The 18,614-nt window shown below is 50.3% G+C and carries 10 protein-coding genes and 2 pseudogenes; 5 read left to right on the forward strand and 7 right to left on the reverse strand.

Annotated features, from left to right (window positions below; translation table 11 throughout):
• A pseudogene (locus BMZ51_RS24165) lies at positions 1-275 on the forward strand (IS5 family transposase); the annotation flags it as partial.
• Between the two features lie 296 nt (positions 276-571).
• Here BMZ51_RS24165 and BMZ51_RS21030 read toward each other — a convergent pair.
• From BMZ51_RS21030 to BMZ51_RS24810, 4 genes are all read right to left on the reverse strand, one after another.
• Positions 572-1,825 (reverse strand): NAD(P)/FAD-dependent oxidoreductase, encoded by a 1,254-nt coding sequence (locus BMZ51_RS21030; RefSeq protein ID WP_068008943.1) that lies wholly within the window; start codon positions 1,823-1,825, stop codon positions 572-574.
• Entirely contained in the window at positions 1,825-3,207 is a 1,383-nt protein-coding gene (locus BMZ51_RS21035; RefSeq protein WP_068008946.1) for an FAD/NAD(P)-dependent oxidoreductase, read from the reverse strand. Before BMZ51_RS21035 ends, BMZ51_RS21030 begins: the two co-directional genes overlap by 1 nt.
• Complete coding sequence (locus BMZ51_RS21040; RefSeq protein WP_082825682.1) at positions 3,197-3,601, reverse strand: (2Fe-2S)-binding protein; 405 nt, start codon at positions 3,599-3,601, stop codon at positions 3,197-3,199. The genes BMZ51_RS21035 and BMZ51_RS21040 overlap by 11 nt, the downstream gene beginning before the upstream one ends.
• Before the next feature lie 845 nt (positions 3,602-4,446).
• Positions 4,447-4,629 carry a helix-turn-helix domain-containing protein gene (locus tag BMZ51_RS24810; RefSeq protein ID WP_420848502.1) on the reverse strand — a complete coding sequence of 61 codons (183 nt, stop codon included), beginning with the start codon at positions 4,627-4,629 and terminating at the stop codon, positions 4,447-4,449.
• Positions 4,630-4,726: 97 nt separating this feature from the next.
• Here BMZ51_RS24810 and BMZ51_RS21050 point away from each other — a divergent pair, with 97 nt between their 5' ends.
• The 4 genes from BMZ51_RS21050 to BMZ51_RS21065 all read left to right on the forward strand — a co-directional run bounded on the left by BMZ51_RS21050 (position 4,727) and on the right by BMZ51_RS21065 (position 14,599).
• On the forward strand, positions 4,727-5,230 hold the full coding sequence (locus BMZ51_RS21050; protein ID WP_275078217.1) for a recombinase family protein: 504 nt from the start codon (positions 4,727-4,729) through the stop codon (positions 5,228-5,230).
• A 574-nt stretch (positions 5,231-5,804) separates the two neighbouring features.
• Positions 5,805-6,254: a hypothetical protein gene (locus tag BMZ51_RS21055; protein ID WP_068009450.1), complete on the forward strand. Its 450-nt coding sequence runs from the start codon at positions 5,805-5,807 to the stop codon at positions 6,252-6,254.
• A gap of 26 nt (positions 6,255-6,280) precedes the next feature.
• Entirely contained in the window at positions 6,281-7,336 is a 1,056-nt protein-coding gene (locus BMZ51_RS21060) for a hypothetical protein (RefSeq protein ID WP_068009454.1), read from the forward strand.
• A gap of 156 nt (positions 7,337-7,492) precedes the next feature.
• Complete coding sequence (locus tag BMZ51_RS21065; RefSeq protein ID WP_068009456.1) at positions 7,493-14,599, forward strand: LamG-like jellyroll fold domain-containing protein; 7,107 nt, start codon at positions 7,493-7,495, stop codon at positions 14,597-14,599.
• A gap of 95 nt (positions 14,600-14,694) precedes the next feature.
• Here the strand turns inward: BMZ51_RS21065 and BMZ51_RS21070 are convergent.
• The 3 genes and pseudogenes from BMZ51_RS21070 to BMZ51_RS21080 form a co-directional block, all read right to left on the reverse strand.
• Positions 14,695-14,928: pseudogene (locus tag BMZ51_RS21070) on the reverse strand (IS30 family transposase); the annotation flags it as partial.
• A gap of 46 nt (positions 14,929-14,974) precedes the next feature.
• Positions 14,975-15,619, reverse strand: a complete 645-nt coding sequence (locus tag BMZ51_RS21075; protein ID WP_275078220.1) for a Tn3 family transposase — start codon at positions 15,617-15,619, stop codon at positions 14,975-14,977.
• Positions 15,620-15,636: 17 nt separating this feature from the next.
• Positions 15,637-18,528 (reverse strand): Tn3 family transposase, encoded by a 2,892-nt coding sequence (locus BMZ51_RS21080; protein ID WP_068009459.1) that lies wholly within the window; start codon positions 18,526-18,528, stop codon positions 15,637-15,639.
• Between the last annotated feature and the right edge of the window lie 86 nt (positions 18,529-18,614).

The following is an 18,614-nucleotide window of genomic DNA, read 5'->3' on the forward strand; positions in this document are numbered from 1 at the left end:
CAGCTGTTTTAAGTCCTGAGGCTGACCGGAATCCGTCATCGCGAGATAAACATATTCTTGCGATCAAAGACAAAGGGCGCCTTGGCTGGCAAAAGCAAACAGGCTACAATCAGCGCTCCCGAATTGAAACCCAGATGGGACGCTGGAAACAGGCCATCGGCAACAAACTGAAGGCACGCACCTTTAACAATCAGAGGACCGAAACAAAGATTGGCGTTCGCATTCTCAACACAATAACCGAACTCAGCAGGCCCGCGTTCGAAGCAATCTCATGACCTGAATTGACGGGTTTGGGAGTGCTGTAAGCTATTCACGACCCCTGCAACAAGGCCATGCAGGGGTATCGATGACAGACAGCCGAGCAATCAGCTGCGTAGATCTTACTTTTCCCGTTTCTACTCTTCTGCATAACTTGGTAACCGCACCAGGTCCTCACTTCGTTTCATCAGAGTTCCCTCCACTTTTCATAAGCTAGTCCAGAACGTTTTGGTTGACATCAATTGTTTAGCGGCATCCATAAAATGCCCTAGGGAAGTTACCTTGCCCTAGGGCGTCTGACATTCCTTCCCTCTTACAGACTACTTTCCAGATGGTACTTTCCAGTCATCTCACCCTCAGCATTCAGAAATCTCCCGAAAGCAAACGGTTCAATGTCAACGGAAGTTGGCTGGCCTCGTACCAGTTCGTTCAAGACCTGACCGGTTATTGCCGAGGTCAACATGCCGGTGCGGAAATGACCACACGCATTGAAGTACCCTTCGACACCAAGGACTGGCCCAAGTATTGGTAACTCATCGGGTGAACCGGGGCGCAGCCCCGCCCAGCAACGCTTGATGTTCATTTCTTTCAGGGCGGGAATTGACTTCATAGCTCCTTGAGCCAATTGCTTGAGGTACCTGATATCGGTTGTGGTATCGAACCCTCGTTCCTCCGTTGTGGAGCCGATAAGAATTTCGCCATTGTCCTTCTGTGCGATGTAGCAGTCGCTCGTGGTCAAACAGCCGTTAAGCAGCTTCGGCAGCTTTTCGGAGACGACCACCTGTCCTTTGACTGGGAAGACTGGTAATGCATAGCCCGTTGCCCATTTGCAAATCGTTTCCGCCCATGCCCCAGCTGCATTGATCATTACCTTGCAAGGCAAAGTGCCGCTCTCGGTATCTACGGCAGTTATGCGGTTACCTTGACGCTCTACACCAATCACTTTGGTATTCAAGTAAAGCTCTACGCCATTTTGTCGTGCAGCCTCAAGATATCCTTCGTTAAGGCGATAGGGATTGATTTGATGATCACAGTCAAACTCCATTGCGCCAATCGCTTCCTGAGACACATGGGGCTCGCTGGCACGCAGCTCATCCTGATCTAACCAACTAACTTGATTTTTCCGATTTGGAACTGCCGCAGCAATTTGCTCGGCGTAGAGGCGATCGTATTTATCGAACATCACGAACTTCAATCCAGTGCGTTCGAATTTGAAATCGACGCCATGCTTTTCTAATAGCTCTTCATAGAGTGCTGGGTATATTGCATTGGACATCATTGCCATTTCGAAGAAACTCTCTGGCATGATGTGCGGTTTCATTTGCGGGATGTTTGTATCACCTGTTTCCTGCATCTGCTTGGATAGGGTTTTAAAAAGGATTACCCCGCAACCCAGGCCGGTTGACTCGCCCATTGGCCATAAACCGCCCGCAGAGGCGCGCGATGCATTGCCTGGATGTTTATAATCCACAAGGGCAATGTCCAGATCCTTTTGACGGCTGAGAAAATACGCAATTGCAGCGCCAATTACACCGCCGCCACAGATAACAACATCATACCTTTTCATTATTCGCCCTCCATCGCAGCAAAGGGAATTGGGTCAAGCGGAAATCTCGGGCGAACGAGACCTTGATCTTGACTGAAGCCTTCGTGTTTCAGGCGGTCGTAACAATAGGGTGAACAAATTTTTCCCTGACAGTCGCCCATTGTGACGCGTGTTCTCATCTTTAGCGTAATGATGTCACGGGTACCCTGTGCAATGGCTGCATCAATTGCTTGTTTCTCCACTTTTTCGCAACGGCAAATGATTGTGTCGTTCTTGGGCAGAGTGAGTAGACCCATCTTACGATAGCCCGAGCTATCAAAGCCCTGTCTGAAGCGATACTGACGCGCCAGTTTTCGCCGCAATGGAATGAGCTTACGCTCCGCAGCAGAATGGTCTACTTTGCCATGATCGCGTGCAACTGCCAGACCCGCGATTGTTCCCTCAATCATTGCAGCATCAGCACCAGCAATTCTGGCGCTGTCACCAGCACAAAAGACCCCGGTGTTGCTACTGCACTGCCACTCATCCACTTTTGGTATCGTACCGCACATATGGTCGTATTCAACATCAAGACCGATTAGTTGCGCTAACTGAGAGCGTGCCGTAAATCCATATCCTACACCCAGCGTGTCTGTCGAAAGCGTGACAGCTTGTGAGCGATCTGGTGTCCATTCATAATCATAGGGAGCGACGGTAGCTTCACTCACTTGATTATTGCCTGTTGCTTCAACCAAACCCCAACCATAATGAATTGGGATATCCTTCTTTTTCAGGTACCACATCATTGATAAACCGTTCAGCGCTTGCTGTGGGCGGTTTAACAATGCCAAGGCCTCTTTCGCGATATCGCTGAATTTAGCTGCCTCATAAACACCGAGGACGTCGCACCCGGCTTTACTTAATTGGCACGCCACAAGCACGAGCAGGGGCCCAGTTCCGGCTATGACCACTTTGTAACCCGGTCTCACGAGCCCACTCTTCAGCTGTAATTGAAGGCCACCGAGCAGCATAACGCCCGGAAGATGCCACCCGGGAAACGGAACGCTACGCTCCTGACATCCCGTTGCTAGAATGAGTTGATCATATTCCACAATGGAGAGTTCATTGTTTCTGGAGATCAGCAGGCTATTTGTGCTCAAAGGCCCCAAAACGCGTATTTGGGTTTGAAGATCTATGAAAGAAGAGTGGGTTTGATATGCTTGCTTGAGCTTGTCCATAGATGCAACGAGCTTTTCATCCAAGTGCGGCATGTCGGGTGTTTTACGCCAGGGGCCCCTATAGATAACCCCGCCTTGTTTCGGCGCTTCATCAAATACGGTTGTTTGGATGCCGTGTTTGGCCAGCTCAACTGCGGCAGAGGAACCAGCAGGGCCTGCTCCGACAATTACGACATTATCGGTCATGTTTTTCCTCCTGTTCCAAAACCATGTTCCGTTGAGTCTGGATGCGCATACCTGGCCTTACGATTGTTTGGCAGGCACGCTGTTTGTGCTTGCCGTCAATATGCAATAAGCAACAGTGACACACTCCCATTCCGCAGTAAGCCCCGGATAGGGTGCCATAATCGCTTTTCATTAATTGGCGAATGTCTGAGGCGAGCAGAGCACTAAGCACGTTTTCTCCCTCAAGCGCGGGAAACGACACGCCATCAACGTTGATCGTAAAAGGCCGGTCGACTATTTCTGTAATATCTTGTTTTCTTTTAACCGCCGGAATTGCAACCGGGATGTTGTCCTTAAATGCTTCGCCCGCGCGAAGAGGAACCGCATTGCAAGTTTTTTGAAATTCCTTTGTCATACCTTCATACCTTCATACCTTTTGAGGTAGATCCACACTCCCCCCAAATGGGCAAGCAGAGTCATTTCGGCGTATGGCATGCTTTTAAGCACTACCAACAATCCCAAACTCTCCGGCATCCCGCCGCCTTTTAGGCAGAGTGACAGCCATAATTTTGGACGGAGCTATCTTCTGCGATGAGAACGAAGTGGTGCGATGGAGTTGTTATGAGCTCCAAGGCATAGTTTATTAGCGACTAGAGAATGGGAGGGCGTAAGGGAGTATCTTGAAGTAAACTGGGAGGCTGAGGGGGCGTAAAACGCCCTCTAATTTTCGACCGCACCGGTGCTAATGGCGCCGAATAATAGCCAATAAAACAGCACGATTTGGTACAATTTGTAGAAGCAAGAGAAGAGTCACGTCTATCTTCAAGACAAAGGTCTGGAACACTCTTTATGACCAGATAGTTAGTCGTTGTTTTATATGTAGAGACGCCTGAGAGATAGGTACTATTATCGAAGTCGTGATACACGGAAGCGCTAGCAAAACTATGCATAGCTGAAATTGGCACAATGATAAATAATAGAAAGATTCTCTTCATAAGCGTTACTATCAGCTCATTTAAAGCACATCAATAGTAATATTGTTCACAAAAATGACATTTTACACTATCCTTAAATTTATTAACTTATAAGAGTCAGATTAATATCTAAATAATTCAATATTAACGCCGCTTACTAAGCGCTTCTGTAAGAACCTAAAGCTAAATCCAGCTCATGAATCAATCTTCTACTTACTCTTCTTATAAATGACGTACAGTATCGTTTCAGCAAGTTTCTTGACTTCGCTGGTCTTGACCTGACGGGCTATGTCCTCGGCAAGGCGCTTTTTTTTTGCTCCCAGGTATTGGGATGTGCGGCTGAGAGGAACGAAAAAGTACCACAAGGCAATTTTTTCTCCAGACAGCGATAAATTGTTGCCGGATGCACGCCAAATGTCCTTGCCACAGCACTGATTGATTTGCCCTGATGAACGAGGTCTCGGGCAATTTCTTTTTACTCCGGGCGCATCTTTTGTGGCCTGCCAAATGCCACGCCGCGGGCTTTGGCTGCCTCGCGTCCCTCTTGGGTTCGACTTAAAATCAGGGTGCGTTCGAACTCGGCAACACCGCCTTCCGGCACCACGAAAAATAGGCTTGCCCGCAATCGAATTATGGACTTGGCCCAAGCCCGAAAAATCGATGCTATTCTTGTGACTGAACTCTCTCGGTGGGGACGCTCTACTCAAGACTTATTGGATACTTTGAATAGGCTGGCTGGTTGGAAAGTCACCGTTATTGCCATGAACGGCATGACGTTTGAGCTCGATACTCCCCACGGACGCATGATGGCAACCATGCTCGCCGGTGTAGCTCAATTTGAGCGTGATATGCTCAGCGAACGGGTAAAATCCGGCCTTGCAGCTGCAAAGGCACGTGGCATAAAACTGGGGCGCCAGAAAGGGGACCGGCCAAAGTCAGATAGACTGGCTCCCAAGGTGATCGATGCCATAGAGAATGGTAAAAGCTACAGATGGATAGCCCGTGATTGGGTTCGTTCCAACAAAGGTACCAAAAGCCCCATAAATCAGAGAGAGGACCTTTTGTTCTGAAAACGGGTTTTCAGCGCAGAAGGGGCCAGAACAAGTTTTGCTCGCAGGCGTACGCTAAGCAATTTATCTTTTATAGTCAGTAAGGTGCCTAATATGTCCGTTTACGGATAGGGATAAATTACTTGGCCATAAAATAGGTAGATATCCTTTTGAACATTCCAACGTTCTCTGTTTGTCTGTCTTACCGTACGATTTTTGACAGATCTTGTCCTTGCCCCATCTCAAAAGCGACATAGACCAGATAAAATTATAGATCGCCAACGCTCAGGCTACGTAATTTTACTCCATATAAAATAACCCATGAAAATTAGTAGGAGGAAAGTTAGTTGAGGATTCTTCTGAGTTAATATTGATCTTTGTAATTATACGATTAATCATAAGTAACGATGATTCGATTATAACTAATATTACTCTTACTGTACGTGATCGTAGTATTGTTATTTATTTGCCGTGATATTTACATAGGGAATTCGATATGAGCAATTTGGGTTCTTATACATTTTCTTCGACATCATATAAGTCCACTTTAAACGCCAGCAGCGTGCTGGGGTCAGTTTCAAGTGTGACTTTAGATATGGTAGAAGTTACGACTGATGAAGCCACCGGCTATCAGAGGACGAACCTTTCCGCGAGTAGCCCGTCCGAGCCGCCGGATAGTGATGCTGTTTTGACGGGAAGCCTGTCGACAAAATGGAATGACGGTGATCGACCCGTTACGTTTTTGGTCGCTTGTAATAATAAATATCCAATCGGCGGATTTATCACGCTTGTAAGTGATGAAAGTCCTCCCACGATAAAGCTCGGTCCCGTTAAAGTTACTCAGCAAAACTTCATCACAAGCACAACTGTCGACTTAGCCGGTGACTACACCGGAACTTTATTGCTGAAGCTCTCTTTTGACCCTTCTGCCATGCCGGAAAGTGGCGCGTCCATATCTGTGAGCCCTTCTGTCCCCAAGGAAAACTCCGAAGATAAATCGCCACCACAGATGGTCCGGATCGGTGAGCAGACATTGACATTTTAAGAAGCATTTCAACGGAGAGTTTAATTATGGCAACTTGGGATGACGTATATTTTCGAAATAGCCTTGACGATGATCAGGGAACCTATCCGGTCAACGGCAGTTCGAGCTGTCCGGACATAATACCATGGGGGCCGGAACCCCTTGCAAATCCAGGGACGTATCTTAGCGAAAACTATGATCAAACCTGGAACAGGGCCTTGACGCCCGGGATTAGAAACTATGTGTATTTACGTGCAAAGAACTTGAAGAATGCCGCTCAAAGCGGGCATGTAAACCTTTACTACTCCAAAGCCTCATTGCTCATGTATCCATCTTTTTGGACTGAAAATGTTCTGGCCAACGAGAGTGGTGATCAAGATATCAAGTTCACGAATTTGGCGTCAGATGGAATATTTGTGACCGAAGAGCCTTATATCTGGACACCGGATGCAATTCAAAATGATCACTACTGCATGGTGTCCCGTGTTGTAACTCCTGATAATCCCAACCCGTTGCCAACAGAATCCAGCATCAATGATGTTGGGGGACTGAGAAATTATGTCGGTCAAAATCCAAATGTAGGTTGGCGCAATATTGCTTTGGGTGACGGCGCTGGTATCATTGAAAAGGTCTTGAACTTTTCTCAAGGCACAACTGAAGATCAAACCTATGTGCAGATCAGCGTAACCGGTGCACCAGGCGGTTCGGAAGTAGCGTTCAGCACATCAAAGCAGGGTCCAAACCCACCTTTAGTCCTTCAAAAAACAACGGTTCCAGACAATCAACCAAACTTTCAAGCAGGCCTTCAAAGCTTGGTTCCTGCTAATTTTAATGCGGATATTGTCTATCAATACTATTCAAACGGTAAGCCACCTACTGGCGACTTTAAATTGGAACTTACCTATTTCACATTTACGACACCCTCCAATTCGCACCAAGACGTTTATAACCGGTCAATGGATATCCGGCGTTTATCCTTAGCCGGTCATGAAATTGATGCACTGCGTGCGTGGTTCGGGTCTGATGTGCCCCGGGCATACGTTCTTGGCCGCCATACGACGCTGGACAGCAAGGTCGGGCGGGTTGCCAACGCCTGCTGCTAATTGAACGAGAGAGGGTTGAGGGCCTTTATAGCCCTCAACCCTGCCATTATTAAACATTATTTGGCCTGTCCAAATCGCTGAAACTCACCAGAGCTCAAGCGGTCTGGCTGGGCATGCGCAATCGTACTCTTCGCAGAAGTTTAAGGAGTGTGTCCTATGGTACAACGTCAATTTAAAGATGTACGCTTGATCACGTGTCAAGGAACCGTGGTGGCTCTCGCCCGCACCACAACTCAAACGCACTGTGATAGCTTGTGGTACAATATTCTCGATCTTGATATCGATTCCAGCAGTGATGCTTTAGACTGGTCCGGGTTTACCGAATTGGCGTTTCCAACGTGGTTGCGACCAGCGGGCATGGCGCTTGTTGATGCTGAACTGGATATGATTCCGGGTCTGCAGACTGCCGATGCACCTTTTGCTGCTTGGGCAGATAACGAGTTTATCTATATATTTCGGCAAAGCACGACGAACACTTTATGGTTTAACCGTTTTCGGCTGACACGGGACAAGCCCAATGACCAAGGAGAAGCGCCGCTTATCTTAACGCCCGCTTCAGAAGTCCGCTTTCGGGAAACCGGACGATATGCCTATGCCGACAGTACACGCGATCCGCAAAGCAGTTTGAATGCTGACGGAGCGCCCTACATTGAGCCGACCTACGACCTCTCGTTTGTGTCAGGTCTGGAGGAGGGACGGTTTACGGTTACTGCAACCTCATCGCCCTCAATAGGTGGACGGATCTGGCATATATTCACGACAACAGCCAGCTCGGGGACAATCAAGCTCTATGCAATTCCATCTACGGATGCGGCTATTTTTGACCTGTCAGGCACTACGATCAATAGTGACTATACGATTTCACCCACGAACACGATAGAGTTGCAAGATGAAGCGGGGAACGCCTTGAGTGCAACAGCCGGTCCGGCAACGGTTCTTTATGCACGGCGCGAACGCCATGTCACCGCCACCGGCGAATCCGAGCTAAACCGTGAACTTCGTGTTCTGTTTGCACAGCCGGTGGTTTCAGATGCCAAAAATGCGGGTACAGCCCTTCTGGATTTCGGTGTTGCGGCACAAGGTACTTTAGCCCGGCCAAAATCGACGCTTATGCTGCCGCCGCTGGCGCAGGCGAACTACTGTCTGGCATTTAAATCCGGTACGGATGTTACGCTGCCAAACTCGAACGACAGTTTAAATGTTACCGGCGGGTATAAAATCGATATCTGGCTTCGGCCAACCAGAAACCTTCCCAATCGGGTTCAGGTGGTTGGGGATGACAAGTCGGATAAGACACGCGGCCCCTATCTGGATCTGGTTGAAGGCGGGCGGGTTGCAATAGGCTTTGGAACCGGAAGCGCTACGGTTGAGGCCATTACCACCGATCTGGTGACACCTGTGAATACGTGGACGCATGTTGTGGCAGAGTTTGTGGCGGACGGTTCTGGTGGAACTTTTTCAGTTTTAATCAATGAGGACGCCGTGGATGTGGCAGGGGCGAGCGCTGCGTCATCGCCAAACGGACCAATTACACGCATTGCCAGACAAACTGGCGGGTATATTGGGGAATTGGACCAATTGGAGATCTCCATTGATGGCGATATTGCCGGAACATGGCCGCTGGATGCTGTTGACTATAATGCTGATCCACCTACGACACCGGACACGCATACTGGCAATGCAAACCCTGGAACCGTCCGCGGTGCAACATTGGTTGCAGCCGCAACACCGCTTCAAACAGGCAGTGGGGGGCATATTGATGTTGATAGTAACGGTCTTACGGTCGAATTCGGCTTAGCCGATTTTCTGTTGAGCGGACAAACGCCTTCACTTCTATCGGGTTCGGATGGATACCTTCACCTGTACCAAAGAGGTGAGGATAGTGTTTTCGAGGTTGCTCATTTCAGCACTTCTACAGCACGCGCATCCTTCCAGTCTGACTGGAAGGCGAATGCAACTTCCGAAGGGGGGGAGAAGCAAACAGGTATGGTCTCCTATGTCTCCAGACGCACGGGAACCATGATGAATGCCGCGACAACGACTGTCTCAGCAGCCTCTTCCGGTGATGCGGGCTTGTGCGATGTCATATTTGAAAGCACAACCGGTGGGGCCAAAGAAACATGGACGGGTGTTCCACGTCGGGCCGACGCCTTTGTTGCCGCACTAAACGGAAATGCAGTTGCCCAACCAACCAACTCAGAAATTGGAGCGGGCGGGACCATCTTCTTCGACTATGACGGGATTTTCCCTCAGGTGAGACTGCCAGTGGGGGAGGCCTTCTGGGAGGCCGTCTTGGTTCTGATCAGCCTGTTTCCCGAGAGTTGCCCACTAACGAAGGTGGATATCACCGAAAATGGCGGAGTGCTGGATCTTATACTCACCTATCAGCCAATGCTGTGGGACAACTCACCACCGGTGCCTTTTTCCCAAAAATGGGCAGGAGTTCCGGCAACTTCCCAAAAGTTACTCTCTGTACTTTCTGGCGTATCGGAGACCTATGACTACACTCCCACGGACAGTTACGGGGATTCCGGTGACCAGAGTATTTGGCAATTGAACCCACCGGGTAATGGGCTGGACAGTCCCAGCCTGCTCTTTCTTGGCAAGGCGGGCGTGTCTGATGTGAGCTTTAAGGTTTCAAAGGCTGCAAAAGCCGACCAAGCGAATATTACATGGGGCGCTAAAATCGGCAATGACGACAAATCAGCCAGTTTCAAGGATGTTCCCCGCGACCTGGCGAGTGTCGTTGATGTCTTGAACGGCACATCTTCTTCCTATGACTATTCCAATCTGTCTTCTGGAGATCGTCAGACGTTAAACGAAAACCTTATGGTGCTGGCGTCCGGCCCAACTGCAACACTTTCCGACATGCCGGAGACCTCTCTTCTAAAAGCTGACATGCTTGGCGGAGCCGCCATGCTGCGCATAATTCAATCTGGTGGCGAACAGCGCGATTTGGCCGTCAGCGCACCTGTTTCCAAGGCGGCCTCAGTTCTACAATCTGCCCATCTTGAAGGCGTCGGTACCCAAGGCAGTTCATCAAACCCGCTACGCCGGGGATCAACGCTGTTTGGAATTTCTGCTTCGCAAGCAAGCAATGGCGCGGTTCCCATCGTTCAGGATACGGCGCACCAGACTGGCGGAACTGCCAACCTGTCTATCCAAGGGACAAATGGCGGATGGATAAGAATAGCACCCCCTTTTGCTTTGAATATTTCGGCATCCACAACGACGGTAACATGGGACATGTCGGCGCCTCTTGCCCCCGTACTGGCACCTCCGGGAGACTTTTCGCTGGAGGGATGGCTGAAACAGCCTCTAACACAAGCGCCGATAACCAGTAATATTGACCGCGTAATCACTTACCAGCGCACTGGTACTCCGGAGTTCCCCACCCGTGTCTTCAAATGGATGGTTGGGACAAGGCCCTCGGCTACTTTAAAGCTCACGCCAACGACCCGCATCTATCAAGGGATCACCATGGCGCAGGGTGCAGGTACAATGGAATGGCGTATCGGTGTGCTTGGTGGATATACCGGATATATCGGCAGCATGAATGTCATCGGTGCCTCTACGGTTGTTTTTAAGGTCCGGTTGAATTCTGATAATACAATCGAGGTTCTGGATTCGGGTGGTACAGCCGTCGCAAGCTGGCCCACCGCGCTGGCGCCAAGTGAGTGGCACTATGTTTCCCTCGCATTTACAACAGATAATGGCACAATGTCCTTGCGCCTCTCGGTCGATGGGGGGGCTCAAGTTGCGGGCACGATCTCAAACCTTGAGAGTGATATCAGGCTTGGGCAGTGCTTCTTTGGGGATACGAGTCAGGGCCAAAATGCGGTCTACATCAATGAAGGGTCCATTTGGCGCCGCGCTTTGACCAACGAGGAGATGATTGAATCTGCAACCCGACCACTTTCCAACAGCTCCCCTGATTTGGGTGCAAGGTACCTGTTTACAGAGGGGAGTGGTTTAAAAATTGCCAATGTTTCAAGCGGCGGCGACACCTTGAATGTTTCCATTCAAGGTGAAAGCAATCCAAGTTGGCAAGCTGGTAAGGGTCTTTATCGGTTGCCAATGGCAGGAGTTGCGGAGCGGGCAATGCTGGCCTCTAGCTCGCCTTTGCTTGGTTGGTCACAATTTGCGTTAACATATTCAATCGGCAATGCGTTACAGACCCAAGATGGGTGGTGGGCCGAGGCTGGTACATCCAGTGCACTGAGCCCCGGAGCGGAATTAAGTTTGGAGACATGGGTAAATCCGTCCGTGAACAATGCCAATCCACAAGGACTTATCGCCCGTCAGGGCTCCTATATTCTGCGGCGGGAAGCCAACGGAACAATTACCTTCGAAGTTTCGACAAATCTGGGAAGTTTTCAGGTCTCGACCAGTCCGGACAGCAGTGGCATTGCACCGGCCAGCACCGCAACATACATTGCGGCCACGGCTTATACAGCGGTTGTCAATCCAACGACAGACCTGCAAGGCGAGCAAAAGATCCAGTATCAGCTGATCTTAAAGATTTATCTGAATGGCGAACTTGCTCAAGCCTATGAAAAGTCTGACTTCGATGACAGCATTACATTGTCCTCATCTGAAAACATCTTTTACATGGGGCGGGATGAAACCGGCGCACAGCCGTTTGACGGGTGGATAGCTCAAGTCCGCGTCTGGCAAACAGCGATGTCTGCCGGCCTCGTCGCCAATGCCTATGCAAGCCGCTGGATTCCCGATGGCCAAACGGGGATGGTGTCATTTTGGTCTTTTGAAGAGATGAGCGGCAAAACGGCTCAAGATCAGGAAAAAGTGGCCAATGCGAAGCTCACCAGCAATGAAATGTGGCTGTATCAGAACGATACGGGCCGCATATCGCTCTACGTCAATGGTGAAGCCTCTGCGCTCAGCGAAATATCCATCAAATCAATGGGAGGATATGGTGCGGACGATCAGTTCGTCGTGTCGAATGCGAACCTGGCGGCATCAGTACCTTACGCAGGGTTTTCGGGTTACATTGATGACCTGCGATTATGGAGTGTGGAGCTGACGGAAGAGCAGATCAGTGACAGCATGTTCCGGCTTCTTACGGGGGCGGAGACTAATCTGGAGGGCTACTGGAAGTTCGACAATGGATCTGGTTCTGTCATTACTGACTTTACGGGGAGAGGAAACACAGGAACCGTGACAGGGAGCCTTAGTGGAGTTTGGTCTGCCCAAGGTGCTCCGGTCAGTAATGAAGCCCCTGCGGTTTTAAATGTGCTTGGCGGCGTGGAAAACCGGCTGAACCGAAATATCAGTGGTCCCCCAACTGCCGTGGAATACAGCGATTTGCAACGGGATTCTTCTGGAAACCTGTTCAGCGTTATGAAGCGGGCCTATATGGCCCCCACCAGCGGCTTTGAACCCAATGGGCTCCTGACCGTCAGCGGCTTTAAAGTGGGAGATCTGGATACTGTCCATGTGGGTCAGGTCCAAACCCGCCCGAGTTTGATAGGCTTCATAGAAGGCGCGCCTCCTATTCCCTCAGAAAATCAAACCAGTCCCTATTACCTGACAGTTGGAACCTATTTCAAATATGTTGGTATTACCAAGGTTGCTCTTACACAAACGTCGGGGGTCGCCTATGGATTCTCAGCCAACGAAAGTCAGGATTATGCTTTCAAGATCGAGCCTAAACTAGGGCCCGCATTTGAAAGTGTTGCGGGTACTTCTGCCGGTATTGGCGCCGAGGTTCAGGTTGAACCTGTCAAGATCAAGTCCAAAATCACCTTCAGCGATGCTTTTTCATTCAAATGGGGCTCCAGTGAGAACGCAGGCCTGTCAATCGGCTCCATGGGCACGTTTTCTGACAGTCTGGCGCCTGCTGGAGTGTGGGAGGCCGAGGGGGAGGTGTTCAATCAAACAACAGGCAGGCGTTTCATCACTGATAGTGTTGGATATGCGCTCGTTAAATCCCTGACGGCGGACTTGTATTCCAGCCAACTCAAAGGAACCGACACGACGGTGAAGTTGACCGTTGTTCCCTCTGAGGACATCCCACCCGATGTCAATCTCATAGATTTTCCACTGAATCCGGCCTATATTCAGACAGGCTCACTGGATGGTAAAATCGGGTTAAAGGAGCTGCCGGAGAACACGCCAAGTTTCTTCAGACCGGTTGAGGCCTATGCGCTCAAACGAGAAGCGGAAAGAATTGAAGCCGAGGCCCAGACTTACTACGATTCCTTTGATGTTAGCACTTACCGCGCAAGCCGCTTTGCAAGCGAAACGGGGTTGGAGCGATTTAAAAATGACGCTGTTTCAGATGATCCGTCCTACAACTGGACGAGCGACGTTAATAAACGCTCGATCGTCAATACATATGTCTGGACTGCAGGAGGGGGGTATCACAGTGAGGAAACCCAACTGGCCAATACCTATTCCGAGAACTATGCGGGATTAACCGAGACGGCAGGCCAGATAAAACTGGGGTTCGAGTTTGAAGCCCCCGGTGTGCATGGCGGTGCGGACGCGACCTTCGATACTTCGGTAACGGTGACTGCGGAAAAATCCCGCGCTCGGGATCGCGGATTTGCCCTGTCTGCCTCTGTGGACGCGGATGGCTGGCTCAACAAACCTATCGTTCAAAACGAGACCTTTGCCGGTTATGAGACAAATGCAGCTCCCGGAAAAGTCGATAGCTATCGTTTCATGTCCATGTATCTTCCGCCCAGCCATGATGCTTTTAATATGTTCTTTGCGCAAGTGGTGGATCCTGTCTGGCTGGCTCTGTCAAATAGTCCGAATGCTGCGGCATTACGGGAGACGAGTATCGCAGAAAACGGATGCTGGCGCGTTCTTTACCGAACGACTTTTGTCTCCAGAATACCCCCTAGTTTTCAAACCGCCCCGACCACTGAGGACAGTCCGGACATAAACCCACCCCCGCGCGTCGCAGCGGTGAATTGGCTGACTGATATCGTAGAAGGCGAGTTAAAGGCCGCAGGTCACGATAAAAATCCAACTCCCGAACAGATCGGAACGGCTTTACAATTGGCGTTGGGAACAGGACCGTCCGAGACTGGAGTGCTTGGAACACTGATCCCATGGTGGCCGGCTTTTCTCACGGCTTCAGAGGACCTGCAAAATGAGGCATCTTTGATGAATTACGTTATCCGAACAGATGCATTGAATTGGATGAATAGTCGTTGGCTTGCAATAGAAGCGGAAACTGGTGCGACTTTGACAATGTCAAAACTCGTACCACAACTTAATCCGGTCGACTGATTAAGCATTACGCTCTGATCGATGCGGAACAACTGAAAGGGGTGCCCGCTACATGAGCTGCGACTCCTGCCTGAATTTAGGGTAAAGGATCGCGCTCAAGATGCCAGCATCTTTTCCCGGAAGACTTCAACCGGCGTCTTCCAGCCAAGGCCCTTTCGGGGCGTATTGTTGAAGCGGTCACTGATCCTTTTCAAGTCTGGTTCAACAACCTGGCGCATATCCAGTATGCGTGGCAACCATCGCCTTGCACGGCGGTTTGTGTTCTCGAAGGTTGGGTCCGTCCCCGCAAAAGTACTGAATGCGAAATAGGATTTCAGCCAAGGCATTGAAGTCTGTTGCTGATTTGAGTTTTTCTCCCCCATCGGTGGTCTGGGTTCATGGTCTGGTTTTCAGGGGAAGGATGCCGAAGTTGTCTGCGAGCTTTTTATCGGAGAAATCGTATTCTCCAAGCATGTTGATGTGCGCCCACGACTGCGGCGAGTGGGCCTTGATGATTTTCATCATTTCGGCACGAGTTTCGGGATCGGCTGCCTGTAGTTTCGTTTCGAGATAGAGATAGTTCCAGCAGATTATGGCGTTCTTGATCAGTCGGTTGCAGGCTTCTGCCACCTGCTGGTCTTCCTGCAGGGCGAAGATGAACTCGCGCGGGCTGCCAACTGCCACCGCCCGGGTAAAGCGGTTGGCCAGTTCGACCTTGTTGAGCATGGCCTCGATATCCATTCGCAGACCGACACGATCGATGTAGCGCAGGATGAACAGGGTTTTGATGATGCGGCCGAACGTCTTGAGCGCCGTGTAGAGACTGTTCTGCCTGGAGTAGGAATTGAGCCGCCGGAAAATGTCCGAGGCCGTCGTTTCCTTGAGTTTGATGATAACCATGAGCCGCAGGATTTCCTCCCAGTGGCTGCGGATAACGTCTTCGTCGACATATTTATCCGGTTGCACTGCCCAGGTTTTCTGGTTTTCATGGGACATTGACTTGAAGCCGTAGAGGGGGGCCGTTCCAGTATGGGGCGGAATGACACTCTAAGGTTCAATCAGGGTTTCTTAGACCATCGATATTCCCCTGTGAGCAGTATATGTGCCCATCCTAGCGGAGAGACATGCGCCAAGTGTTCAGGTTGAACAGGCAATCTCGCACGCTTCCGGCTACTGACGGCCTCTCCCAGACGAGCAGTGGTCCAATAAATGACGATGGCAGTGAGCAGATTTAGACCAGCTATACGGTAGTGCTGACCTTCTGTCGTGCGGTCTCCGATTTCACCCTGACGCCCAATACGCAGAGCGTTTTTCAAAGCATGATGAGACTCCCCTTTGTTCAATCCTATCTGGGCACGGCGCTGCAAATCTGCATCCAAAATCCAGTCGATCATGAACAAGGTACGCTCGATGCGACCAATTTCACGTAATGCTGCGGCTAAGTCATTTTGGCGAGGGTAAGAAGCCAGTTTACGCAAGATCTGACTAGGGGCTACCGTTCCCGCCGCCATTGTAGCTGCAATCCACAAGATGACTGGCCAGTTTGTCGTAATTAGTTTTTCTTTGACCTTGCCGCCGATTAAACCGCGAAGTTCTCTCGGAGTAGCTTTGGGATTAAATACGTAGAACCGCTTGGATGGTAAGTCTCTGATCCGAGGGAGGAATTGGTAACCCAGTATCGAAGTGACGGCGAATACATGATCAGTGAACCCACCGGTGTCGGCATATTGTTCACGGATGCGCTGCCCTGTGTCATTCATCAGTAAACCATCCATAATGTACGGAGCCTCGTTGACTGTCGCCGGAATGGTCTGGATGGCAAAAGGGGCGAATTGGTCGGAGACGTGAGTATACGCTTTCAACCCCGGTTCGGTGCCGTATTTTGCGTTGATCAAGTTCATAGCCTCTCCTTGCCGCGTTGTGGGAAAGAATTGGCCATCGCTAGAAGCGGTAGTGCCCAATCCCCAGAACGCAGACATTGGAAGTTGAGCCTGAGCTGCAACCACCATGGCCAAAGCATCGTTCATTGCTTCGCTTTCGATATGCCACCGGGAAAGGCGCATCAGTTCCCAATATTCATGCGTGTTAGTTGCTTCAGCCATTTTACTAAGACCAAGGTTTATTCCTTCGGCCAACAGCACGTTCAACAGTCCTAATTTATCCTTGCAAGGAGCGCCCGTGCGCAAATGAGTAAAGGCTCCAGAGAAGCCTGTGGCGGCATCAACCTCCAACAAAATGTCAGTAATCCGCGTATCAGGAATACGTCTGTAAAGGTCGAGGAGCAGGTCTTCAGCTTCATTCGATGGATTGGCACTTAGTCGGCTGACATTCAGAACACCATTCTCAATACTACCTGAAGGAATTGTTCCAGAGCGGGCGGCTTTTGCTAATCGCCTCAGCCCAATGCTTAACCGCGCTTGCCGATCAGCAATCCAACTTTCAGGTGTGAAGGGCACGGCCAACCGAGCATTGGCGGTAACGGCCTCGGCCGGGATAAGGATTTGCTTCAAGTCAGCATAGCGGCGGGAGTGCCTTAACCAGATATCGCCGGATCGGAAGGCATCTCGCAGATAAAACAAAACCGACACCTCCCAAAGACGGTTATCATCAATGGGCTGGGCTTTAAGGTACCGGTGCCATTTCGATGTTTTGCGCAGGAAAGCAGTAGGCCGGCGCTTATGGTCTACGCCATCGCGCACCAAATTTGCTGCTTGCAACAGTGGCTCAGCAACGGATGCACCCTGAATTTCCAACACTCGTAACATCCGCGGAGCGTATCGCCGAAACCGGTTATAGCCTTTGATGACGTGGACCAATGGATCCGCCGACAATGTGTTAGTCAGGCGAGAGGCAGAGCTTACCAGAGCGCGTAACCCATCCCAGCCAAGATGTTCCGAAACGACCTTCTCGAGGTGAACAGCATCCTCATGTGCCTCCAGCAATGCTCCGCCGAGATCGACAAACGACTGCAAGGCGGAATTCACGGTTGTTTTTGCTTCGGTAATTTGAACATCACAGAGTTTTTTGGATTCTCGCCAGGTCTTACCAACAATACGATCGTGGGTTTCTATGAGGGTATCAGCCAGAGACGCCTGCCACTCCACAACGCAAACGGCCAGAATGGCGTATCTACGATCATCTGAAAGATCTCGCAGACCGTCTGCAAAGTAACGCTCCCCTTGTCTTTTGAGGCGGGTGATACGATGGAGTGCTACGCCTTCAATGACCTGTCTGGGTAGCTTCAGCTTCTGAAGGAACTCTAGTCTGTCTAACAAGCGACTTGCATCTGCGGAGTTAGTACCGGCCTCGAACTGTCGGAGCCAGACAAAGCGAGTTCGATGATCGTCAACCACTTCTGAAAGTAATGCGTTAAGAGCAGAACGCTGTTCATCGTCAAGTCGCTGCGCTATTCGCGCCTCGATCCTGCGCTCAGCCGCAACCAGAGCTTCGGCGCACAACCGCTCAATTGTAGAGATGGCTGGAAGTATTACCTGTAGGCGGCGGCATTCTTCAATCAGTCGTCGGGCAAGGTCTTCGTTCGAACGAGCGTCTTCGGCTTGTCTATTGAGCCAAACCTTTAGGTCACGGGCGCGTTGCCCGGAAAAAACTCGATAACCATAGATCGATCGGAGAGCCTCCATGTGTTCATGACGAGTTTGGCGACGAGACGCATATGTCAGCAGAGCATCCCCAGTAATGCCCAACTGTGCGCCGATGAACTTTAAAACCTCGGTAGGGATTAACTCACCTGAATAGAGCGCTCGCCCTGGAAACCTTAATGCACAAAGTTGAAGTGCAAAACCAATTCGGTTCTCAGCACGTCGTCGTTGCCGGATGTGCTGAAGGTCATCATCGGCTAGGGTGTAGTGCTTTAAAAGAGACGGGGTGTCGGTCGGCAGGTCGAGCAGGGCCGAGCGCTGACGCTCTGTCAGAATATGACGTCTTGGCATTCAAATTGTCCCAGTTGATCTTTAGTCTGTTTTGGACAACAATCGCATCAACAAATTCAACGACTTGCAAGGCAAAAATCCGGAGG

The organism is Pseudovibrio axinellae (assembly GCF_900110875.1).
In the GTDB taxonomy this organism is placed as follows: domain Bacteria; phylum Pseudomonadota; class Alphaproteobacteria; order Rhizobiales; family Stappiaceae; genus Pseudovibrio; species Pseudovibrio axinellae.